We start from the raw sequence: 23,206 nt of genomic DNA, 5'->3' as shown, positions 1-23,206 counted from the left end.
GATTTTTTAGAACCACTTTATCTTTCTGAAAATAACGAAAGCCAATGCAGACAAGATGATGGAAGCCAAAATAATAAAACTGAAAGCATGTGGTAATGCATCTACATGTACATCTACGTTCATTCCATAGAAACTGGCTATTAATGTGGGTACCATCAGAATGATGGAAATACTGGTCATGCGTTTCATGATGGTGTTCACATTGTTGGATATGATGGAGGCAAATGCGTCCATGGTTCCGGTTAAGATATCGCTGTAGATATTTACCGTGTTATAAGCCTGTTTTAATTCAATGACTACATCTTCTACCAAATCGCGGTTTTGATAATCTTTTTCCTGGAAGATACTTTGCAATTTACCTACCATCACCTCGTTTCCACGAATGGACGTATTGAAATAAACCAATGTTTTTTGTAGCTTCATCAATCTTAGCAGGTCCTCATTACGGATGCTTCTTTCTAATTCTTTTTCTGCGGCAGCTACATCATTGTTTATTTGTTTCAGATATTTCAAGAACCATACGGCAGATGAGTAAATTAACCGTAAAATCAATTCAAATTTATTAGGCACAATGATTCCTTTGCGTCGGGTGTGGTCAATGAAATCAGGAATCATTTCAGTGGAGTGATAACACACGGTAACAATGATTTCATTGTTTGTGATGATACCGATGGGGATCGTGATATAAGGGATGCTTCCCTGTTGCTGCAGGGGGATTCGGATAATGGTCAGTAGCCAGTTGTCTTCCGTATCCGTTCGCGGACGTTCATCCATATCGGCGATGTCCTCTAAAAAAGCTTCGGGAACTTTTAATTCTTTAGTCAGAAACTCAAAATCACTTTGGTCGGGGCATTCTACATTCACCCAGCAGTTTGGCATCCATTGTGGCTTTTCTACAAAGCCATTCTCACAATAAAGATATTTTCTCATCTTATTGCCTCCTTTCGTTCGTTTATATCCGTTCAGAGGCATTCAGAGTAGTGATTGCCCTGTCAGATCAGTTAATACTATTGCACGTTCGTGGTATTGAATCGTCCATTTTTTATTGATTGTTTTTTGTTTAAAGCGATGCAAAAGTACATAAAACCTTTAAAGGACAGTCAGAAAACAGGAGGCTTTTATACTTTTTTTTAAGAACGTCACCGGAAAGCAATCAGTGCCGGAGCAATGATTGTGTTCATATTGATTGCAGTTTTCAAGGTGCCTTTTTATTATAGCGGGTTTTGTTACCATAGCGTAGTTCTAATGTTCTGTGTCTTGTCGGTTGAGGCTCCTGACGGAAACTGTTGTTGTTAAAGCATTTGGCATTCTTTTGATTACATGCAAAATTTGCTTAAAAAATCGTTTGTCCAATACCTATTTATGGCGAACCTTGTTCTATATAATCCTAATAATTAGGTATTGTGGAAGGTGCTGAAGCCGGTTATCTTTGTAAATGTAATAATTATAATTTAAAGACTAGTTTTAATTTAAGAATAAAAAGAGTATGGAACCAATTATTAATTCACAAGTTCCTGAATTTAAGGTTCAGGCATTCTATAATGGAGAGTTTAAAACCGTAACCAACAAAGACATTGAAGGTAAATGGGCTATTTTCTTCTTCTATCCTGCTGACTTTACCTTTGTATGTCCTACCGAACTGGTGGACATTGCTGAAAAGTATAATCAGTTCAAGGCAATGGGAGTGGAGGTCTATTCGGTAAGTACCGATTCGCATTTTGTTCATAAAGCATGGTATGATGCGTCTGAAAGCATCCGGAAAATCACTTATCCGATGTTGGCAGATCCTACAGGTGCTTTGTCACGTGCATTTGGTGTGATGATTGAGGAAGACGGTATGGCTTATCGTGGTACTTTTGTAGTGAATCCTGAAGGTAAAATTAAATTAGCTGAAATTCAGGACAACAGTATCGGACGTAATGCTGATGAACTTCTTCGTAAGGTAGAAGCTGCCCAGTTTGTAGCTACTCATGATGGTGAGGTTTGTCCTGCCAAGTGGAAGAAAGGCGCTGAGACACTGAAACCTGGCATTGATTTAGTGGGTAAGATCTAGCATCATAGAAACGATGTTGGATAGTGACCGGTGTTTTCTGTAAGCAGATAGTCATAGTCATGGGGGAAAGTGCCAAGGCTGCTTTCGCTGCATTCGAAGATCGGATGCGCGGAATGTTGCCACTAATGATTCACCACTAAAAAAATGTACTTTTTACATGTATATTGGTGGGAATATGTTTCCTTTGTAGCTGAATCATCGTTTACAGCATTGATATGGCAGAATCGAGACGTACTTCATTGAAAGATTTGGCACAGATATTGGGGGTATCCATACCTACAGTATCCCGTGCCTTGAAAAATAGTCCTGAAATCAGTCGGGCACTTTGTGCTAAAGCCCAGAAATTGGCAAAAGAGATGAATTATCATCCCAATCCCTTTGCCATGAGCCTTCGGAAAAATACTCCCCGCACGATTGGCGTAATTGTCCCTGATATTGTTACTCATTTCTTCGCGTCTATTTTAAGTGGTATAGAAGATACTGCCATAGCAAACGGTTATTTTGTCATTATCACCACTTCCCATGAGTCATACGAGCACGAGAAAAGAAATATCGAGAATTTGGTCAATATGCATGTGGAAGGTATTATAGGCTGTTTATCTCAAGAAACAACGGATTATGCCCATTGGCGGGGTTTGGATGATATGAATATGCCGCTTGTTCTATTTGACCGTGTTTGTATGCCCGAACGTTTTTCTACGGTGGTGGCCGATGGGGTACATTCCGCTCAGATGGCGACACAGCATTTGTTGGATCATGGAAGCAAACGGATTGCTTTTATTGGTGGTGCAAACCATCTGGATATAGTAAGAAAGAGAAAACATGGATACCTTGAGGCGTTGAGGGAAAATAAGATACCTATTGAGAAGGAGCTGGTTGTGTGCCGGAAAATTGATTTCGAGGAAGGGAAAATAGCTACCGAGACTTTACTGTCACTTCCTGAACCTCCCGATGCCATTCTTGCCATGAATGATACGTTGGCGTTTGCTGCTATGGAAGTGATTAGAAATCATAATCTTCGTATTCCCCAAGATATAGCACTTATCGGGTATACAGATGAGCAACATGCCAATTATGTGGTACCCCGCCTTTCGGCTGTTTCGCATCAGACTTATAAGATGGGGGAAGCCGCATGTCAGATGTTGATTGATAAGATTAAAGGAGATAAAAAAATCAGGCAAATCATTATTCCTACTTGTTTGCAGGTGAGGGAAAGTAGTATAAAAAGGAAGGATTGAGAACCGAAATGTATTTTAAAAAGAGAATAAGGCTGAACTCTTCACAAAGAGCCAACCTTATTTCTTTATATATATTGGAGTATTATTGAAACGTATGCAAAAGCAACAATAAAACGGGAGATTTTGAAATGAGTCTCCCTGATTTTTTTCTTCTCATACAAGTTTTTCCCAAAAATCTTGCATTCCCTAATCCCTGCCTTTTTAAGCACCCGAAACGAAAACGTCAACACAGGCGGCACAAATTGTGAGATCACTTCGTGGAAATCTACATCCTCCACATCCGCAAGTTGCTCTTTATTCGTCTCGCAATCGGAAGAAAACTCTTCTTTGGTATTATATAGCCTTTCTTTACCAACAAACGGGAAACTCAATAGACATCACAACCTGAATTATTTCAAGCTCCAAATACATTTTTTACATTTTAAGATTCTGAATAGCACATGAAACAATATAAATTAGTAGATTTGTTTTCTTAATAGGAAATAGCATATTAGTAGAAGCCTGAAGAGATATAGGTGTGATAAAGGCGACTATCCTATATGTAAAGTTTTTTAGCTGAGTATACTATGAAACATATTAGTAAAGTTATCTTGGTACTATTGTGCATTTTGCTGTCCTATCCATTTTATGGAATGGCACAAAACATAAAGTCTTTTGATTTTAAAGGAAACTTTTTCTATAATACAATTACTTCTATTGAACAAGATACGTTAGGCTTTATGTGGTTAGGCTTGGATAACGGCGTTTTTCTTTTTGATGGTTATTCTCTTCAGCCATTAATTCATTCAATGATAAGCGACCGTTATGTTAATTTCTTAAGCCACAGAAAAACAACATTGTATATAGGAACTAATGAAGGACTTTATGCCTACAACTATATAAATAACCAATGTGATCTTTGTTCTCCATTGTTGAAATCCCAAAATATTATAGCTTATCAGTGTAACAGTGATTATCAAGTTGTAGCTACAGACAGAGAGGTTTTCCTTTTTGACTATCACTGGAATTTCATCCACAAAATAACCATATATAAGGAATCACTGAATAATCATATTACCTCTATGGTGATTTATGGCAATCAAGAAGCCTTATTGGGCACAGAATCAGGTTTGGTGATCATTCATATTGAAAATGACGGTAAAACGAAGAGCAATACTTTATATAGTGGAGACAAAATTGTTCAATTATTTATTGATAGCCGTAATAAACTATGGATATGCCGTGGCGAAGAAATATTATATAGTAACATAGATACTTTGGATTCTATGGGAATATCGGGATTTGAGCATATAGCCTATAATCATGAAGTTATCTCTTTCTTCGAATATGCAAATCAAGTGTGGGTGGGAACCAGGGGATATGGTATTTCCATATACGAATATGACCATAGCGGAAAGGCAGTCTTGAAAAATAAATTATTAATAGATAAATCAGGAGATAGCGAACTGAAAAACACGATTAGTAAAATTTATAAAGACAAGAAATCCAGAATTTGGATATGTACATTAGAGGGAGTATATTTATACAATGATGAGTCCTCCAACTTTCATGCCATCAAGCATAGTAAAAATGGAAAGAATGTTCCATCCAGCAATATTATTTCTTCCATATACTGTGACGATGATTATTTATGGTTGGCCACATCCAATGGAATTAATAAGATAAAGTGGAACAATAAAAATGACTATACTATTACGCGATATGTTGACCGGAGAAATACAAATGACATAATGGCTGGTAACAAAATACAGTGCATTACCAAATTCAAAGATCAAACCTTTTTGATCAGCACAAAAAACGCAATCAAATTTTTCGATTCGGGAAGATGCCTTTTTTATGACGATCAATTACTGAATGTTGCATTAGAGCGATATGGAATGCGATATGTACGTTCCATATTTAAAGACTATTACAATAATATCTGGCTTGCATTCTCCGAAGGTGGGGCTGGTAGCATCAATGCTTCAACCGGCATATTCACCAGATTAGACTATCCGGAAAAGGTGAAAGGCAAACACAGAGCCATTTGTAGGGACAGCAATGGAGACATTTGGCTTTCATCAGACAATGATGGGTTATATCGCCTACAACTGGACGATGATTTGAAAGTTATAAGTACAAAATTATACCCTAGAAATATGTTTGGTGGATCGTGGATAACGGCAATATATATAGACCATCAAAAAAGAATATGGGCCGGAACAGCAAACGGATTATATAGATACCACATTGAGCAAGATAAGTTTACCAGATTAGAATTCCCATATTCAAGAAAGAGTTCCTATATTGGGGCTATTATACAGGATAATATGGAGAATGTATGGGCGGTTAGTTTACACGGTATTTATAAAATCAATCTAGAAGATTTGATTGTCTATTATGAATTGAATGTAAATCAAGATATTGTAAAGACATGGTATATTTTGGGAACATGCGTCAACCGCAATGGAGAAATATTCATAGGAGGAGTAAATGGACTCAACTTTTTTAATCCTACTCAATTGACACCAGACACTTATCCGCATAATGTCTATATATCCGGCATAAAACTGCTGAATAAAGAGAGTTTTTCCGATGAGAAGAAAAATCGCTTGCACGAGATTAATAATTCGGGCAAGTTAGTGCTATCGTATAAAGACACTCAATTTTCCTTGTCTTTCAGTTCTCTTTATTATAAAGATCCGCTAAAAATAGAATATGCCTATATGTTAGAGGACTTTGATAAAGATTGGATTATTACAGACGCATCAAGAAATAACGCTTCTTATTCCAATTTAACTCCCGGCACATACACTTTTAAAGTAAAATCAACTAATGCTTCGGGTATCTGGATGGACAATATACGGACTATTGAGATTGTGGTAGAAAAGGCACCATGGAGAACTTGGTGGGCCTACTCCTTATATGTAACCATAGTTGCAGGCATTTTACTATTAGTTGTCCGAAACTTTAATTTAGGTTCTAAATTGCGGCACAAGGATGCTTTGTCTAAGTGGAAATTAGACTATTACACTCGTTTGTCATATGGTTTTAAGGTACCCTTAACTCTGATTTATGCGCCTCTGCAATATTTACTAAAAAATTATGATCAGCTGACAAATACAGATATTAAGCGTATGTTACATACGATGTCAGGCAATGTATTCAAACTGTCGGAACAAGTATCGAAGTTGATGGAGTTCAAAAAAGTATCCTTGGGAGAATATGATGTACAGTTATCAAAAGTGGATGTTATTCCTGTTATCCAAGAAATTTGTAATTTATTTCTAGATGAGTTTGCCACCAAACATATAACTTATTCAATAGAAGGAAACGTGACTTCTGTTACAACTATCATAGACATTACTAAGATAGAAGTAGCTCTATATAATATTATGGAAGATGCTATTTCCTATATAATAGATAATGGTAGGCTTGAGGTGAAATATATGCTTGACTCCCATGATTACAGGCTGAACGTAAGTATTATTGCATCCCGAAGTGGAGAAGGCGAGTCTAATGTACAAGAGTTAAATACTCGCTTTTTCATTGCATACGATTATCTAAAAGTGCATCATAGCGAACTATCCATACGTAATATCGAAGAAAACCGGATGAGGGAATATACTTTCGACTTGTTATTAGGCGACTCCCATTATAGTGTAAGAGAAATGAAAACATTGGATAAAGCACAATCTGTATCACTGTTATTACCTGTAACTGTTCAAAAAGATAGAACTGTGGATGAATTGAATATTGATTCGGATAAAACTTTGCCAGTGATTTATCTGTATGAGGGAGACAAAGACATAGACCTCTTCATAAAGTCTGTTTTCCAACATAAGTTTAACGTATCACTAAACACAGCTGCTACCGGCATAAAGCACATACTCGACAAAACACCTTCTCTAGTTATTTTTGATGTGGTAAAAGAAGACGATTATAAATTTGAGTTATGTCGCAAAATGAAGGAATACCAGATATTATCAGCAATACCCGTCATTTTCATTTCCTCACTTTCTTCTGAAATAACGGAGCAGAAGGTATATGAAGCAGGGGCTGATGTGTTTATTGCAAAACCATTCAATGTAGCTAGCCTGGATGCAAGAATAAGACAGCTACTTGATGTACGTACAGCAATCAAAGAGAACATTCGGAAAGAGTTGATTATGGATCCTAAAGAAGTACTTATCACATCAGATGACGACAAATTCGTTGCTAATATCATCAACGTTATAGAAGATAACATAGCAGATGTCGAGTTTAATATTGATAAATTGGCTAGTTTATTAAATATAAGCCGCTCTACTTTATATCGAAGAACTATGGAAATCACAAATTTGTCACCAAGTGATTTAATCAGAAAAAGGCGCATGCGACGGGCAGCAGAGCTGCTAAAACAAACTTCCCATCCTGTTTCAGAAATATGTTATATGGTTGGATATTCAGATCAACGCTATTTCGGGCAAAGCTTTAAGAAAGAGTTTGGTATGACTCCGAAACAATATTCTATTCAGAAAAAGATATAGGAACAGAATAACCAGTTTGATATCCGCAGATATTCTTCAGATATAGCAATTATTTACTATTATAGATCTGTGTCATCTGCGGATGAAATATCATATAGATACTCTTTTATTTTCTTTTTTTACAAGAAAAGCTCTTATTGTGGAAAGTCTTCTTCAAAATCAGAAATATTAATCCAATCTGTCGGTACTCGTTCTCCGTTCCTTATCCTGTGCCAAAAGTCATGGGCTTCGCTGGTGTCCGGATATTTATCAAAAATATCCCCCTTATTATACATTCGCGGATCTTTTTGATCCAATAATCGTCTGGTCATTTCTTCTTCCATTCTATCTTTTATGCAAGTATGTTCCTTCTTTTGAATCAAATTGACCATGCAATTAGGATCCTTTTTATTAAATAAAAGTCCATTGCGAGTCACGGTATCAAATGCTGGTGTATTTATCCATGGAACTCCATAAGCACTCATGTGACCTGCATCATCAGCTACACAAAACAAAATATTGACTCTAGGCGTAGGCTGTGCCGTCACAATTGATACTTGTGCAATAGTTGCAACACTCAGTAAAAAAAGTATATGGATATTCATTGTGAGATGTTTAAAAGTTAATGTCTTTTATAGAATTCATTTATCACATACCATGCTTTTTTGCGATATCCTTGATCTGAAATTAACCCTTTTCGATTCCAACCATTTTGATTGAGCGGATGAAAACGATAAGGAGAACGAAAATCAAACAAAATCCAAGGGGCTATACCTGTCAAATTAGGAATAGAGATAAACATTTCTAAATTGTCCTTATACAGCTGTTCCTGATATTCTTCACTCCAAGAACTCGCTACTGTAGCATCTCCAGACTGGCCGTATAATGCTTCTCCGCCAAATTCGGAAATAAAAAGCGGTTTATCAGGACAGATGTTCCAGCTAATTTCAGACGGCTTGATTGGCCACGGATGATACCATCCCATGTATTTATTAATAGATATAACGTCCAGATATTCTGTAAGTGTATCCTCCAACTCAAATGTTTGGGTATCACCATTCCACTTCACCTTATCAAAAGCAGCAGTAAGTAAACGGGTGGTGTCCATCTTTTGACAATTATTTATAATTTCTTTTAGAAAACTGTTGCGCGACTTGGAGGGACTGGTTTCATTAGCAATTCCCCAAAATGTCAAAGCACATCTGTTTCTATCTCTCATTATCATTTCAGTATGCATAGTCAATGCTTTCTGCAAAGTTGCTTTATTAGTGAAATCTATATTTTGCCAAAGTGGTATTTCTTCCCAAAGCATGAACCCCATTTTTTCAGCCAGTCTTACGATGTATTCATTTTGAGGATAATGTGCCAGTCGTATCAAATTTGCTCCCAATGCCTTTGCTTCGGATAACAGAGTTACTGCGTCTTGCTGAGAGAAAGCTCTACCTTGTCTCTGAGCTATTTCTTCATGAAAACTGATACCCTTCATAAAAACAGGATTACCATTCAGATAAATTTGTTTCCCTTTGACATAAAGATTTCTAAATCCGAGTTCCTCTTTAATAGTATCGCTGCGAGTAGCCAGTTGAACCTGATATAGCTGGGGCGTTTGCGGTGACCAACGTTGTAACCGCTTAACTTTTATGGAAGCCTGCGCCATACCTGTACTATCTGTGCTCAACTGTCGAAGTACATTTAAAGCGGGAATAGTAATTCGGATATTTTCATTTATACGCTTTTCAGAAAGTTGCACTTTGACATGAATCAGATCCGGCTTATATTTGTCTAACTGTATAAAATAATGGTCAATATAGAGTTGGGGAGTTTTCACAATCATAACATCCCGAGTTATGCCACCATAGTTCCACCAGTCATAGAGTAAAGCAGGTATCGCATCTTTATTTCTATAGTTATTAACCTCCAATACAAGAAAATTGTCTCCAGAAACAATACAGTCTGTTACATTTATCTGAAATGGAGTAAATCCTCCTTCATGTCCCCCCACTTTGGTTCCATTCAGATATACAGTGCATTGGTAATTTACTGCCCCGAAATATAGAAATACATTTTCGTCAGAATTCCTTTTTATACTGAAATGCCTTGCGTACCATACTGTACCTTCATAATATTTTAATTCCGGATATTGAGAATTCCAGTCACCCGGTACATTAAGCCGCACTCCTCCTTCAAAAGCATATTCTTTGAAATCGGACTTACTTTTTAAAGGTTTATCCTTATAGATAGAGTCTTTATGCCCATGCAGATAAGGATCTATGATTACATCCCATTTCCCATTTAATAGTACATATTTCCGTCCATATACGTTTGTCATAGCAAACTGGGCACGTGCAATCTGTACTTGATTGCAGCAGACCCATAATAGTAAAAACAAATAAACCAATTTCTTTTTCATGGTAGCTATTAAGTGTTGTTTATAAATAAAATGCAGGTTGGATTGTCTTAACCGTCCTAACCCGCATTCTTATATAATTGGCCGAATACCTATTGCAACAGTTTCTTATATCTGAGTAACGCTTCTACATAATAATAATCGGCATACGTAAGTGGAGCATCAACTTCACTGTTTCGAGGTTTATTCCCCACAGAATGCTTAAGAATAAACCCACCATTTGTCCGGGGAGCCGCCAGGTACTCGTCTGACGAGAGTGTTCTCAGTTGTTGAGCGGCTACAGACTGATATTCTTTAGAAAGCTTATCATCATTGACGTATTGACCCAATTCTAACAGAGCGGATGCTATGATAGCTCCAGCAGAAGCATCCCGCGGTTCGTCCGGAATATTAGGTGCATCAAAATCCCAATAAGGTATCTTGTCTTCCGGAAGGTTTGGGTGGTGCAAGATAAACTTCGCAATGTTAATGGCTTGCTGAAGATATTTTTCGTTCTGGGTTTCTCTATACATCATTGTATAGCCATACAATCCCCATGCTTGTCCACGTGCCCATGCCGAAGTACTTGAATATCCTTGATGGGTATCCATCTTGAGCGCTTTATTAGTTATGGTATCATAATCTACAACATGGCATGAACTATAATCCGGACGAAAATGATTTGTTATAGTTATCGTAGCATGGCTGTTTGCAATCTTATCAAACAATGAGTCCTGTGATAATTTATATGCATTTTCTAATAGTTCCAAATTCATTAAATTGTCAATAATTACAGGATACATCCATTTAGGCTTATTATCCCATGAACGAATAACTCCTATATTTTCGTTATAGCGTGTTGCCAATGACCGGGCACTTTGTAACAGGATTTTTTTATAGTTTTCATTTCCTGTTATTCTGTAGCCATTTCCAAAACTACAGTTCATCATAAAGCCTAAATCATGCGTATCTAAAGCATATTGCTCCTTTTCAATACGCATCGTATAGTTTTCTGCATATTTTTTCAGTGTCTCATTCCCGGTAGCTTCATAAAGCATCCATAAAGTTCCTGAAAAAAAACCACTACACCACCAATGCGTATCTGACGTAACAAGAGTTCCGTCTTTCTCTGTAGTTTTTGGAAGCCTGTCAGGCTGATCCATCAGACTGGCAGCCATAAATTCAGACTGTTCAATGCTACGTTTTAATCCTTTTTCTATCACAGAACTCATCATATCATTACTATTATTATTGCATGATGATAAGAGTAGTCCTATTACTAGTCCTGCCAAAATCAATATCTTTTTCTTCATATAGTTTTATTGTTAGTTATTTTTCCAATCAGTTAACGGCATTATTTCTTTGCTGGAATCGAAATTACCTTCCGGTATGAGTTTAACTTGTAATACTTCTGTTGTATTGGGCCGCAGTTCAGCTTCAAACCCAACGAACGTCACCCCCGGATTTTTAGCATCCCAACTGTTGGGTGATGTCGCACTCCAAGTTTTCATTCTGACCTTTGCCGGAGATTCCACCTCCAATAACAGTTTTTCTCCATTCTGGGATAGTTGTATTGTATGCTCTCCTATAATAGCAGGTTGAGCTTCCGTCACCATATTCCAGCGAATAACAGTAGGCTGTCCCAATGTCTTTACTTCATCCCTAACAACGGCGTAGTGAGAATCAACGATAGCTACTCCTCTTTTTACTTCCTTTGCTTGACCTTCGTATATCTTTGTAAGATCTGCAATAGCATACATGTAGTTTTCATTATCCGAAAAATCTGTAATCGTTGCATAACCATTCACATTTTGATATTTATTGTCAAAAGAAAGTGTATTATGAGCCAGGTTATTGTATCTAAACACTTTCCAACGATCAGATTCCTGACTCTTATTCCACAAATCAATGCCTTTGGATTCTAATGAGTTGTAATCCTGAGGACCTAAATCCGTGCTCCAGCGAGTGTCCTTACTGATAAAGATAAAAGAACCGGCATCCAAATGTGTGTGTCCTGATTGTGCTGTCCCTCCCTTGAGCGCAATGGATAATCCATGTTGATAATCCCAAGTAGTCCGCATAAGGGCAACAGGAGTGGTTGTTTTACTCGATACCCACATTCTTTGAGTTGGTTTAGGCAGATTATCCATAGAAGTGGAAGCGCCCCATATCAGAGCCAGTACAGCATATCGATAGGACCTGATACTCTTTTTAGAAGACAGGCTAAACTGGTATTTCTCACTCCAAAGTATATCTTTATCGGCAGTCCTATCAGCAAACCAAAACATAGCAGGACTTACGCGACCAGATGATGAACAGTCTCCATAGTTGAAGGATTTGCCATCAGAAAGTAACATGTTCTGGATAAACTTTCCAGTATTCAAGAAACCTGGTTCCTGAGAAAGATTATAATCTGTTCCCATAACATTTTCCAAAGCATCAATTAAGAGGAGGTTGTAAGTCGTTCCATATCCCCAATAGGAATAGCCTTCGGCATACGCACCATCAGGCGCATACACGGACATAGGTCGTTTAACAGACTGAACAGCCCGATTGATCAACTCTTCAGCAAGAGTTGGAATTTTATCATAAATAGCCAAGGCACCAAGTGTTATTCCTCCATTACATACCTGATTCCAATTATTATTTCGATAGAGCCAGCTATTATATTGGCTGTCTAATGATGGATTCAAACCTTTGGTTTCTATAGCTTTTTCTATTTTAAGTTTAGTTTGATCACTGATAAAATTGTAAAGCCAGTCATATCCGATAGCCATAGCTGTAGTCATTTCAGCTACATCCAGAAAGTGAGATGGATTCCAATCAACAAAATCTGCGGCATTGTCTAATTCACTTTCTGCCCGTTTGGCATATTTCACTTCACCAGTCATTCTGTAGGCATATCCTAAAAGTAACGTCCTGCGCAAACATTCACGCGACACTTCAAGCAATCTTCTGCCGAGAATAACTCTTTGGCAATTAGGCTTGCCAAGAATATTGTCGGCCTCTTCTAGCATGATGGCATGATATTCCTTCCACACTCCATCTGTTTGTATAGCAGAACGGATGACAGATTCATCTTCTGTTGTCATTATCAGATAGGGATGTACTCTGTCTTTAACCTTCTTACTATCTCCTTCTTGAGCCGATATGCAAGCAGAGTATAACACTGCTAAAAATATAAATAGTATATTCTTCATTTTCTTTTAGTTTTAAAACGATGCTCCAATAGGTCCTTGGGTTGTGGAAGCTGTTGCTGATTTGGAAGAGGTTGAATAATGAAATGTGAATGTCTTTCCTGCTTCAATACCTTCTACTCCGTCTTCGTCAACATAAAATGGAAGATCTGCCCATTTGGACATATTACTTCCCATATTCTCAAAAAACTTGTCAATATATTCCATTGGCAAAACAGGCGGATAATCAAAAGTCAGTACTTCCGAGAAATTATCTTTAAAAGTCAGTTTACCTTCTTCTATCAGTTGATAGCCATCGTCAGAGAGTGTAGTACGCTTCAAATTCTGTGGGTATTTGGCAAACAGTCTTTCAAATTCCTCAGAGAAAAATAAATTGTTATTGCAAATACTCATACTAATATCCTGAGCACGTTCATCTTTCTTGGGTATTGAAATTTGCCAAAACACATTACTTTCGGCACTCGATTTCCACCCTACATTAGCGAAAATATTGTTCTCTATTTCAACTTTGATAGCATAGTTTATTTGTATATGGTGCCCAACATTATAGAATGTACTGTGCTTAATTCCAAAATAGTTTGTGACTACATTGTCAAATCGTACAATATGGGCAGTGTTATTATAAACATAGCAATTATTGATAACAATACTATCTTGCTCGTTTCCACGTGAATCTATCAATCTGCCATTGGCTGGATCACTTGTGAGAGCTAAATTACGGATGGTAGAGTTATTCAGATAAATTTTATTATTGACATTGTCAGTACGAATACAGAAGTTCCTGCAATGGTCAATAAAACAATTGTCAAATTTTAGTCTCACATTTGATTCGTCAATACGAAATAAACGCTGCATGAGATTACCAGTTGCCGCATCTTTACCTATGATATAGATATTCTCAAAAGTGGCGTTACCTTCCAAACGGATCATATCAGCATTTAAGGCTCCTTGCGCGTCACAAATAGGTTGTATGATAGGCATTTTGCCAGAACCATTTTCGGCCTTAATTACAACATTATGTTTGAAGACATTCTTGCCTTCCATATAGTAAACTCCGTCACGACGCAATATATATGTTGCATCTCCATTTTCATTAATAGCTTTGGTTAAAGCGTTGACCGACGTAATACCATCATCCGGTTCTACAATAATTACACTCTCAGGATTACTTGGAGAGATTTCCAAATCATTAATATCGAGTATATCTTCATTCTCGCAGCCGACACATAAGAGTGATAATGCGAAAAGTAATCCTATAGCTCTAGAATATATTTTATATAGTTTCATAACTTTAGTGTTTTAGTGGAGTAATGTTTATTTAAAGATGTCGTATTTAAAGCCGATGTATGCAGCCGAACCATAGTATTCAACTCTGGACGGATAGTTCGTTATATCACGACGTTTACGATCGGAAGATTGTGTAAAGTTGGATAAAGTAGCATACAGAGAGAATTGTCTGGTCAAACTATATTTCAACTGCATATCCCATTTCACGAATGGACGCGTAGATTCCACATCAGCTGCATCTTGGCGGTGCTGTTCTGCAATCAACACTCCGTCTTGATAGTTGCAAGATATTCTGCCTGAGAATTTTTTGTAATCATATCCCAAAGAAACGTTGAATAGTAGGGAAGGTTGCTTTAACAACCGGTCTGTATATATAATGTCAGAGTTGGTTGGAAGGAATGGCTTCTCAGTACCTCCAGGAGTAAAATCCGGATTTTTAATTCTTGACTTCAACGTTTCAAAGTAGTTCATTTTAGAATCCATAAGGGTAAGATTAGCACTGAATACCACACCTTTCATGAAATTCCTCATTTTGCGGAACTGCAGTTGCAAATCAAATTCCAATCCTTTCAACGTTGCATTATATGGACTATTTAAAGGATAGGTAATGCTACCACCTGACAAACTCATAGGTAAGTCAAAATTAGCAGGATCCGTCACTGTACCATTCAACATATAGGCAGAGCGAGTATAAGTAAAGTTTTTAATATCTTTATAAAATCCACTAATAGTAAACAGCCCATAATCCGGTTGATAGAACGTCAATATAACATCATAATTTCGAGATAAAGCAGGCTTTAAATTAGTACGGCTCCATGTTACTTCATTCACATTCGGTTTTATGATTGTTCGTGGAGCAAGAAGATTATAATCAGGTCTTGATAGTGTTTCAGTGTATGCCAGCCTGATGTCCATCCAATTTGTTGGCTTTACACGCAAATGGATTTGTGGTAGCCAATATCCATATTTGTCGGAATCATTACTCTTTTCATATTCAAACTCATGTTCTTTTTCTTCATTGTCAGGAACATTAGAGCCACTGTATGCATTGTACTTCAGGTGAGAAAAATCATAGCGTACACCTGGTATAAATGTAACATACTTGCCAAAATTTATTTCACCCATAATATATCCTGCCCAAAGATTCTCATTCCCATCATAGTCTTTTAGGATTTTTGTAGTAAGGATCTTACCATATATATCTTGGTTTATATTATAAAAGTTTCTCATGGCATTATGATCCAGTGCAAAATTAATGCATAAGTCCTTATACTTATTGTTTAAAAAATCATGAGGCTTATAATCAGCGTCTAAGAAATCAGTGATACCTATATAGGTATTTTTGAAAGATGATGGAGTTAAATCAGGCATATTCTCGAATACCGGATCAGCTCCTTCAGACAAATCCATACGTCTATATCTACGAGCAGTTTCAAGACTTCTCTCTTTTTGACGGAATTTTCCACCGATTTTAATGTATCCATTGACCTTTTCGCCGAAACTAAAAGGCTTCTTTAAATCTAGCCATGCACTGTATTCTGTTTCTTTGGCAAACTCTGTGTTAAAAATAGTTTCATACAGATAGTATTGTGTAAGATCATCTTCTTTAACGAATTTAGAATTAGCTATTAAATAAGGAGGTTGATAAGATAATGCATCGATATCGGCTGTAAAGGGGGCATTCAGCCGGAATTGCATTTGGTGATCGTATGGGGTTCTTGTGCGCGAGCTACTACGTCCCACTCCGAGATTCAAAGTTGCTCCCAAAACATTGAAATCGCCTTGCAACATATTGGTAATATTGGTATTATGTGAATTACGGTCTGTTTGTTGAAATCTCAATCGGGTTCCTTCTAAATCATAACGTTTTTGACGAATATCACGATCTCTGTTCATTCTACTAAAGAGATTAGACATTTTGAGTTTAGACCCTTTTCCCAAGTCGAAATCCATATTCAGGTTTACATTAAAGCGTTGACGCTTTTCTAAATTTGATTCCAGACTAACCCCTGTAATCCATGGTTTCGTGTAATCAAACCCAGGAGTAGGCGTATTGCCATTTACTTTATAAGCTGCATTAAATGTATCATTGCTCCGGTCTGTCTGGTCAGCACTTGCGGTAAATATGACACCTAATCTTTCGTTAAAAAATCGATTGCTCGCCATGATACCACCTTTATATCGCCCCATTCCATTAATTTGTGAATGGTAGCCTGTTTCTCCGGTTACATTAAGTTTGAAGTCTCTTGGGGCATCTTTCATTATTAGGTTTACTGTTCCTCCCAATCCGTCGGCATCCTTGTCGGCCGTACTGGCTTTCAATACTTCAGCCCCAGCAATCATGTCCGGTGAAATCATATTCAAGTCAGTACTCCGATCGGTGCTACTTGTTGATGGCGCATTCATACCGTTAATAGCTATCGAGTTATACTTAGGATCCAAACCACGTATGATGATTTTTTGACCCTCTCCTCCATCACGCTGGATCATTAAACCGGGAAGACGACCAATAGCATCAGCAACATTTACATCAGGAAGTTCATGCAACTTTTCTTCAGATACAGCATTCATAATACCAGTTGCATTTAACTGACTTTTAATTGCCGCTGTCTGCCCTTTGGCTTGAGCACTGATCACTACTTCCTTCAACATATGATTATCCGGACGCATAACGAGGTTCAGTGTCTTCACTTCATTAGATTTAAGATCTATATCAAAGTCTTGTGTCTGATATCCAATGAAAGAGAATTGGATTGTCTGCTTGCCTTTAGGTATAAATAAGGTATATTGCCCATTGGCATCTGTTATTGTTCCCTTATTCGACCCTTTTAGCATGACAGTTGCGCCAATTAAGAAGTCTTTAGTCTCATTATCTGTGACAACACCCGTAATTGTAGCATTTTGGGCCACTAGATTTCCTCCTACATATAGGAATAATAATAAGATAAGCAATCTTGTCTTCATAAGCATATAAAATTTAATGGTTATATCGCAAATTTAATGGTTAATTAATTGGGAGATGTTGAAAATAAAAGCAATATATATATATTACTGTCCTTTTATTGGCAAAAACGACTAAAAACTGGTCAGAAAATGTAGAATATCTGGTCAAGAGTATATCTTAAAGCTTTCAAAATACCTTTTGCATATCATTAGTGTCCACTAAAAAAATCGCAATAGTTCTTTGAAATATTTGAAAATTAGCTGGTTGTTAGAGAAAATAGAGTCAACGGACTTGAACTTGTATCTTTGCAGTCATAAAACTATAAACTTTTCTCACAGAAGCATACAATTCTTTTTTGTAACCAAATATCACGCAAAAATGGAAGATAAGAATCTTACGCTGGAGTAGGAAGCCCAGATTAAGGAGAAAGCGGCCGCGCTGAAGGCCGAGAAAAAATCCGCAAAGTCTATCCGATGGTTGTGTCCGGCGATAAGGACTGCGGCAAGAAGGAGTTCTACGTCGCTTACATGGGCGAACCGACCTTCCCGCAGTTCTCGAAGTTCATGGCGGTTTTGGAGAGGAGAAAAAATTGAGGAAGAGTGATGCTAGATTAAAATAATCGCTACCTTTGTCCTGTTCGACAAAGCGTACAGGTCATGAACCGAGTTATAATTTAAATGTAAGAGTTTGATCTTCAGTATATAAAATAAAAATAGTATTTTATTTCGGTATTGTCGGGTAATCTTTTATCTTTGTGTCACTTAATAAAGCTGAGAAATATGTTTTTTCTTCATCGTATATGGAATTGGTGCAGTCGTTTCCGTCATCGTTGTGGTTACGGAGTACACTCTCCGTCTGATTTTTTTCTGATTACTTCTGTCGTTTATGAAAAATATCACTACTATGCTTATCGGGTATTGAAAGAAAGGGGATTTCCTGCTTATTTACCACATTATCGAAGAAAAGTGAACCGTTTACTATTCCGGTTGGTTAATTATTTCAGACCAAAGTCATTGATTGAAGTGGGGATTGGTAATGGGGCATCCATAGGATATATGCGGGCTGCGTGTCATACTATGGACTCCGTCACCTTGAAAGGCAGGGATTGGACAAAGACCTCTCGCCAACTGGAGGAGAAACTGTCGGAGGTGCATACATTAGATTGTCTGCATATAGGGCATACTCCTTTTTATAAAGAAGTTTTTGAACTGGTACTTCCTTATGCCGGACCTCGCAGCTGCTTTATTGTCGGAGGAATTCATGAGTCGAGGGAAAAACGGAAATGGTGGGAGCAAATTGTAGCCAGTGAGTCGACGGGTATCACTTTTGATTTATATGACATAGGATTGGTCTTTTTTGATAAAGCAAGGTATAAACAGCATTATATTGTAAATTTCTTATAACTGGAATCATGAAGAAAAGTATGATATACACCAAAACAGGTGATAAGGGAACCACATCATTGGTAGGTGGAACCCGGGTGCCGAAAACGCATATACGGCTTGAGGCCTATGGCACAGTAGATGAACTGAATTCCCATTTGGGACTGTTGCAAACGTATCTGGCGGACGAGGAGGATAAGAAAATCATTTTTCATGTACAAAATAAATTATTCTCAGTCGGTTCGTATCTGGCAACGGATCAGGCACAGACCAAGTTGCGTATGGAAAGTCGTATAGAGGATGAAGATATCCGGATGTTGGAGCAGGCTATTGACGTAATAGACAATGAGCTTCCTCCTTTGAATGCTTTTATTCTGCCGGGAGGTGATCGTGGAGCAGCCGTTGGGCACATTTGCCGGACGGTGTGCCGTCGTGCCGAACGACGCATTCTTGCGCTGGCTGAGGAATGTGACATAGATGTCCGTGTAACAGCATTTGTCAACCGTTTATCTGATTATTTATTCATTTTGGCCCGAAAGTTAAATCAATTAACTAAAACAGAAGAAATTTATTGGGATAAAAGTTGCAAATGAAATAATTTATTATACTTTTGCGACTAATTAGAGAACGAAAGAAAAGTATTTACTTTAAAAATAAGGAAACTATGTACTGGACATTAGAATTGGCCTCGAAGTTAGAGGATGCTCCCTGGCCTGCTACGAAGGATGAGTTGATTGACTATGCAATGCGTTCGGGTGCTCCGTTGGAAGTGATCGAAAATTTGCAGGAAATGGAAGATGAAGGCGAAATCTATGAAAGTATAGAAGACATTTGGCCGGATTATCCGAGCAAGGAGGATTTCTTTTTCAACGAAGAGGAATATTAGAAAAAACATAGCGGACAGAATCTTTGGTTCTGTCCGTTTTTATTTTGATTATTTATCTATAGGGAGGGTTCGTCAAGAAGGTTGATATGTAACTTTCCTGATAAATTGAACATTTAGCAGAGAAAAAGTGTTTATCTTTGTGGCGTAAACTAAAAATAGACAAACATGAAAAAGATTATTAGTGTATTCATGGTAGCTGTATGTTTGATGATGGCTGCTCCTGCTCAGGCTCAGTTGCACTTTGGTGTAAAGGGTGGTTTGAACCTGTCAAAGGTTAGTTTCTCGAAATCAGATTTAAAAGGAGATAATAAAACCGGTTGGTTCATTGGTCCGATGGCTGAATTCACTCTGCCCATTATTGGGATTGGTGCGGATGTTGCGGCTTTGTATTCACAGACAGAACTGGCTGCAAAGGGATATTCCACCGATGCAAAACTGAAAACGATTGAGATTCCGGTAAATTTGAAATGGTCTTTCGGACTTGGAAGCATGTTGGGTGCTTATATTGCTGCCGGGCCTCAGTTCGGTTTCAATATTGGTAATAAGAAAGGATTTATGAATTATGATCTGAAGAAGAACAACACCAGCTTCAATGTGGGGGCAGGTGTGAAACTGATCCGCCATTTACAGCTTGGCTTGAATTATAATTTTGCTTTGGGACATACTGCCACTCTTTATGCTGACTCTAATATAATCCTTGATGGTAAACCACTTACTCAGGATGTGAAGATAAAGAACAACACTTGGCAAGTTTCTTTGGCATACTTGTTCTAGACAACCTTATTTAATAAAAGATAAAAAGGAGGCATTCTTCACTGAATGCCTCCTTTTTTGTAATTTTGCACCATGAAAAAGTTCGTAGATGTCATAGTGCCCTTGCCTATTGCCAGCCAATACACTTATTCCCTTCCCCAAGAGATGGAAGAGAGGGTACAGATTGGTTGTCGGGTCGTTGTTCCGTTTGGAAAGAAAAAGTTCTATACGGCAATAGTGACCCATGTGCATTATGCAGCCCCGGAAGGGTATGAGACGAAGGATATAGCTGAAGTGCTGGACTCATCTCCGATATTGTTGCCAAAACAGTATGAGTTCTGGCAATGGCTGGCGGAGTATTATCTTTGTACATTGGGCGATGTGTACAAGGCGGCTATCCCCTCGGGCATGAAATTGGAAAGTGAAACGCTGGTGGAATATAATCCCGATTTTGAGGCCGCCGCACCGTTGCCGGAGAAAGAGCAGAAAATTCTGGATTTGTTGAGCCGGGATACAGAGCAGTGCGTAACCCAGTTGGAAAAGGCCAGCGGACTGAAAAATGTGCTGACTGTTATCAAGTCTTTGTTGGACAAGGAGGCCATCTTTGTCAAAGAGGAACTGAAACGTAACTATAAACCACGTACTGAGGCAAGGGTGAAATTGGCGAACGAAGAGGCGGATGAGGCTTACTTGCAAAGGTTGTTCAATGAACTGTCACGGGCTCCCAGGCAATTGATGATGTTGATGAAGTATGTGGAATTATCCAGCTGGGTAACCAAGGGGTATGCTTTAAAGGAAGTGACAAAGAAAGAGTTGTTTGAAAAGTCGGGAGGTTCTGCGGCCGTTTTTAACGGATTGGTTGAAAAGAAAATCTTTGAGGTTTATTATCAGGAGATAGGGCGGTTGGATAAAGGGATCTGGGATACCGGTGATATAAATCCGCTGAATATTGCACAGCAACAGGCCTATAGTAACATTCTTCAATGCTTCAGAGAGAAAAATGTGTGTCTTCTGCATGGCGTCACGTCCAGCGGCAAGACGGAAATTTATATCCACCTTATTCAGGAAGTGCTGAAAACAGGAAAACAAGTCTTGTATCTGCTTCCTGAAATCGCATTGACCACTCAGATTACCCAACGTTTGAAAAGGGTGTTCGGGCATCGGCTGGGTATTTATCATTCCAAGTTCCCGGATGCCGAGCGGGTGGAGATCTGGCAGAAACAGTTGGGAGAGGAGAGTTATGATGTGATTCTCGGAGTTCGTTCCTCTATCTTTTTGCCTTTTCGTAACTTGGGGCTGGTCATCATAGATGAGGAACACGAGAATACGTATAAACAGCAAGACCCTGCCCCACGTTACCATGCCCGTAGTTCGGCCATCATGCTGGCGTCTATGTTCAAGGCAAAGGTCTTGTTGGGAACAGCTACGCCCAGTGTGGAAACCTATTTCAATGCCACTTCCGGCAAATATGGCTTGGTGGAATTAAAAGAAAGATATAAAGATATCCGGCTTCCTCATATAGAACGGGTTGACATCAAGGAACTGGCGCATCAGAAGCGGATGCAGGGACCTTTCTCACCGGCATTGGTCAAGCAGATAAAAGAGGCATTGGAGCGTAAGGAGCAAGTGATCCTGTTCCAGAACCGTCGCGGTTTCGCTCCGATGATAGAATGTCATACCTGCGGCTGGGTGCCTAAATGCAAGAACTGTGATGTGAGCCTGACGTATCATAAGGGGCTGAACCAGCTGACTTGCCATTACTGCGGATATACCTATCAAGTTCCCCGTTCCTGCCCGGCGTGCGGCGGAGTGGAATTGATGCATCGCGGTTTCGGAACGGAGCGTATAGAAGATGATATAAAACTGATATTCCCCGAGGCGAAAGTTGCCCGGATGGACTTGGATACCACCCGTACCCGTACCGCATACGAGAAAATTATCGCAGATTTTGAACAGGGAAAGACCGATATACTGATTGGCACCCAGATGGTGTCCAAAGGCTTGGATTTTGACCATGTCAGTGTGGTGGGGATTTTGAATGCGGATACCATGCTGAATTACCCGGATTTCCGGAGCTATGAGCGTGCTTTCCAACTGATGGCCCAGGTGGCAGGGCGTGCCGGGCGTAAAAATAAGCAAGGGCTGGTTATCCTTCAGACCAAATCGCCGGACTTGCCCGTTATTCATCAAGTGATGTATAATGACTACGAGCAGTTGTATTATGACCAATTGGCAGAACGGCAGATGTTCAAATATCCGCCTTACTATCGCTTGATTTATGTATATCTGAAACACCGCAAAGAGGATGTGCTGGATTTGGCGGCGGACACCATGGCGGCACAACTTCGTTCCGGCTTGGGCGACAGGGTGCTAGGGCCGGACAAACCACCGGTTGCCCGTATCCAGACCTTATTTATAAAGAAAATGATTGTGAAAGTGGAGCAGACTGCCTCTATGGCGAAGGTGCGTGATTACTTGCTTGCCGTGCAACGTGCCATATTGGAAGATGAACGCTTCCGTTCGCTGCTGGTGTATTATGATGTAGATCCACAATAAGCGGCCCCATGCAGGGGGTGATCATAGAAAAGATAAA

Annotated in this window: 15 protein-coding genes; 8 read left to right on the top strand and 7 right to left on the bottom strand. The window is 38.6% G+C overall.

Going from position 1 to position 23,206, the window contains the following annotated elements:
* Window positions 1-6 precede the first annotated feature (6 nt).
* On the bottom strand, window positions 7-930 hold the full coding sequence (locus ACYQ0C_RS19410) for a magnesium transporter CorA family protein (RefSeq protein WP_016277361.1): 924 nt from the start codon (window positions 928-930) through the stop codon (window positions 7-9).
* 556 nt (window positions 931-1,486) lie between these two features.
* Between ACYQ0C_RS19410 and ahpC the strand changes: the two genes are divergently transcribed.
* From ahpC to ACYQ0C_RS19395, 3 genes are all read left to right on the top strand, one after another.
* Entirely contained in the window at window positions 1,487-2,053 is a 567-nt protein-coding gene (gene ahpC, locus ACYQ0C_RS19405) for an alkyl hydroperoxide reductase subunit C (RefSeq protein ID WP_016277362.1), read from the top strand.
* 215 nt (window positions 2,054-2,268) lie between these two features.
* Window positions 2,269-3,291: a LacI family DNA-binding transcriptional regulator gene (locus tag ACYQ0C_RS19400; RefSeq protein ID WP_016277363.1), complete on the top strand. Its 1,023-nt coding sequence runs from the start codon at window positions 2,269-2,271 to the stop codon at window positions 3,289-3,291.
* Window positions 3,292-3,857: 566 nt separating this feature from the next.
* Entirely contained in the window at window positions 3,858-7,799 is a 3,942-nt protein-coding gene (locus ACYQ0C_RS19395) for a helix-turn-helix domain-containing protein (protein ID WP_016277364.1), read from the top strand.
* Window positions 7,800-7,933: 134 nt separating this feature from the next.
* Here the strand turns inward: ACYQ0C_RS19395 and ACYQ0C_RS19390 are convergent, their stop codons facing one another.
* The 6 genes from ACYQ0C_RS19390 to ACYQ0C_RS19365 form a co-directional block, all read right to left on the bottom strand.
* Entirely contained in the window at window positions 7,934-8,383 is a 450-nt protein-coding gene (locus ACYQ0C_RS19390; RefSeq protein WP_016277365.1) for a hypothetical protein, read from the bottom strand.
* 17 nt (window positions 8,384-8,400) lie between these two features.
* Window positions 8,401-10,188: a glycoside hydrolase family 2 protein gene (locus ACYQ0C_RS19385; RefSeq protein ID WP_016277366.1), complete on the bottom strand. Its 1,788-nt coding sequence runs from the start codon at window positions 10,186-10,188 to the stop codon at window positions 8,401-8,403.
* A gap of 89 nt (window positions 10,189-10,277) precedes the next feature.
* A complete protein-coding gene (locus ACYQ0C_RS19380) occupies window positions 10,278-11,477 on the bottom strand; it encodes a glycoside hydrolase family 88 protein (RefSeq protein WP_016277367.1) in 1,200 nt (399 codons plus the stop codon).
* A 12-nt stretch (window positions 11,478-11,489) separates the two neighbouring features.
* Window positions 11,490-13,364 (bottom strand): heparinase II/III domain-containing protein, encoded by a 1,875-nt coding sequence (locus ACYQ0C_RS19375; RefSeq protein WP_016277368.1) that lies wholly within the window; start codon window positions 13,362-13,364, stop codon window positions 11,490-11,492.
* A 12-nt stretch (window positions 13,365-13,376) separates the two neighbouring features.
* A complete protein-coding gene (locus ACYQ0C_RS19370) occupies window positions 13,377-14,648 on the bottom strand; it encodes a hypothetical protein (protein WP_016277369.1) in 1,272 nt (423 codons plus the stop codon).
* A gap of 27 nt (window positions 14,649-14,675) precedes the next feature.
* The gene (locus tag ACYQ0C_RS19365) at window positions 14,676-17,612 is read right to left on the bottom strand and encodes a TonB-dependent receptor (protein WP_016277370.1); all 2,937 of its coding nucleotides are present in this window, start codon (window positions 17,610-17,612) and stop codon (window positions 14,676-14,678) included.
* 759 nt (window positions 17,613-18,371) lie between these two features.
* Here ACYQ0C_RS19365 and ACYQ0C_RS19360 point away from each other — a divergent pair.
* The 5 genes from ACYQ0C_RS19360 (at window position 18,372) to priA (ending at window position 23,169) form a co-directional block, all read left to right on the top strand.
* Window positions 18,372-18,995, top strand: coding sequence for a hypothetical protein (locus tag ACYQ0C_RS19360; RefSeq protein ID WP_016277371.1), 624 nt, complete (start codon window positions 18,372-18,374; stop codon window positions 18,993-18,995).
* 8 nt (window positions 18,996-19,003) lie between these two features.
* Window positions 19,004-19,567, top strand: coding sequence for a cob(I)yrinic acid a,c-diamide adenosyltransferase (locus ACYQ0C_RS19355; protein ID WP_016277372.1), 564 nt, complete (start codon window positions 19,004-19,006; stop codon window positions 19,565-19,567).
* Window positions 19,568-19,638: 71 nt separating this feature from the next.
* Window positions 19,639-19,860 carry a DUF2795 domain-containing protein gene (locus tag ACYQ0C_RS19350; RefSeq protein ID WP_002558131.1) on the top strand — a complete coding sequence of 74 codons (222 nt, stop codon included), beginning with the start codon at window positions 19,639-19,641 and terminating at the stop codon, window positions 19,858-19,860.
* A gap of 165 nt (window positions 19,861-20,025) precedes the next feature.
* Window positions 20,026-20,634, top strand: a complete 609-nt coding sequence (locus tag ACYQ0C_RS19345; protein ID WP_016277373.1) for a porin family protein — start codon at window positions 20,026-20,028, stop codon at window positions 20,632-20,634.
* A 72-nt stretch (window positions 20,635-20,706) separates the two neighbouring features.
* Window positions 20,707-23,169 (top strand): replication restart helicase PriA, encoded by a 2,463-nt coding sequence (gene priA, locus ACYQ0C_RS19340; RefSeq protein WP_016277374.1) that lies wholly within the window; start codon window positions 20,707-20,709, stop codon window positions 23,167-23,169.
* The last annotated feature ends 37 nt before the right edge of the window (window positions 23,170-23,206 follow it).

The organism is Phocaeicola sartorii JCM 17136 = DSM 21941, assembly GCF_054653615.1.
This window is presented reverse-complemented; position numbering and strand designations above follow the sequence as displayed.

What these genes read in the sequence shown, in the direction of transcription:
- ACYQ0C_RS19410 (WP_016277361.1), bottom strand. Translation starts at nt 930, where the DNA reads ATGAGAAAATATCTTTATTGTGAGAATGGCTTTGTAGAAAAGCCACAA.
- ahpC (WP_016277362.1), top strand. Translation starts at nt 1,487, where the DNA reads ATGGAACCAATTATTAATTCACAAGTTCCTGAATTTAAGGTTCAGGCA.
- ACYQ0C_RS19400 (WP_016277363.1), top strand. Translation starts at nt 2,269, where the DNA reads ATGGCAGAATCGAGACGTACTTCATTGAAAGATTTGGCACAGATATTG.
- ACYQ0C_RS19395 (WP_016277364.1), top strand. Translation starts at nt 3,858, where the DNA reads ATGAAACATATTAGTAAAGTTATCTTGGTACTATTGTGCATTTTGCTG.
- ACYQ0C_RS19390 (WP_016277365.1), bottom strand. Translation starts at nt 8,383, where the DNA reads ATGAATATCCATATACTTTTTTTACTGAGTGTTGCAACTATTGCACAA.
- ACYQ0C_RS19385 (WP_016277366.1), bottom strand. Translation starts at nt 10,188, where the DNA reads ATGAAAAAGAAATTGGTTTATTTGTTTTTACTATTATGGGTCTGCTGC.
- ACYQ0C_RS19380 (WP_016277367.1), bottom strand. Translation starts at nt 11,477, where the DNA reads ATGAAGAAAAAGATATTGATTTTGGCAGGACTAGTAATAGGACTACTC.
- ACYQ0C_RS19375 (WP_016277368.1), bottom strand. Translation starts at nt 13,364, where the DNA reads ATGAAGAATATACTATTTATATTTTTAGCAGTGTTATACTCTGCTTGC.
- ACYQ0C_RS19370 (WP_016277369.1), bottom strand. Translation starts at nt 14,648, where the DNA reads ATGAAACTATATAAAATATATTCTAGAGCTATAGGATTACTTTTCGCA.
- ACYQ0C_RS19365 (WP_016277370.1), bottom strand. Translation starts at nt 17,612, where the DNA reads ATGAAGACAAGATTGCTTATCTTATTATTATTCCTATATGTAGGAGGA.
- ACYQ0C_RS19360 (WP_016277371.1), top strand. Translation starts at nt 18,372, where the DNA reads ATGTTTTTTCTTCATCGTATATGGAATTGGTGCAGTCGTTTCCGTCAT.
- ACYQ0C_RS19355 (WP_016277372.1), top strand. Translation starts at nt 19,004, where the DNA reads ATGAAGAAAAGTATGATATACACCAAAACAGGTGATAAGGGAACCACA.
- ACYQ0C_RS19350 (WP_002558131.1), top strand. Translation starts at nt 19,639, where the DNA reads ATGTACTGGACATTAGAATTGGCCTCGAAGTTAGAGGATGCTCCCTGG.
- ACYQ0C_RS19345 (WP_016277373.1), top strand. Translation starts at nt 20,026, where the DNA reads ATGAAAAAGATTATTAGTGTATTCATGGTAGCTGTATGTTTGATGATG.
- priA (WP_016277374.1), top strand. Translation starts at nt 20,707, where the DNA reads ATGAAAAAGTTCGTAGATGTCATAGTGCCCTTGCCTATTGCCAGCCAA.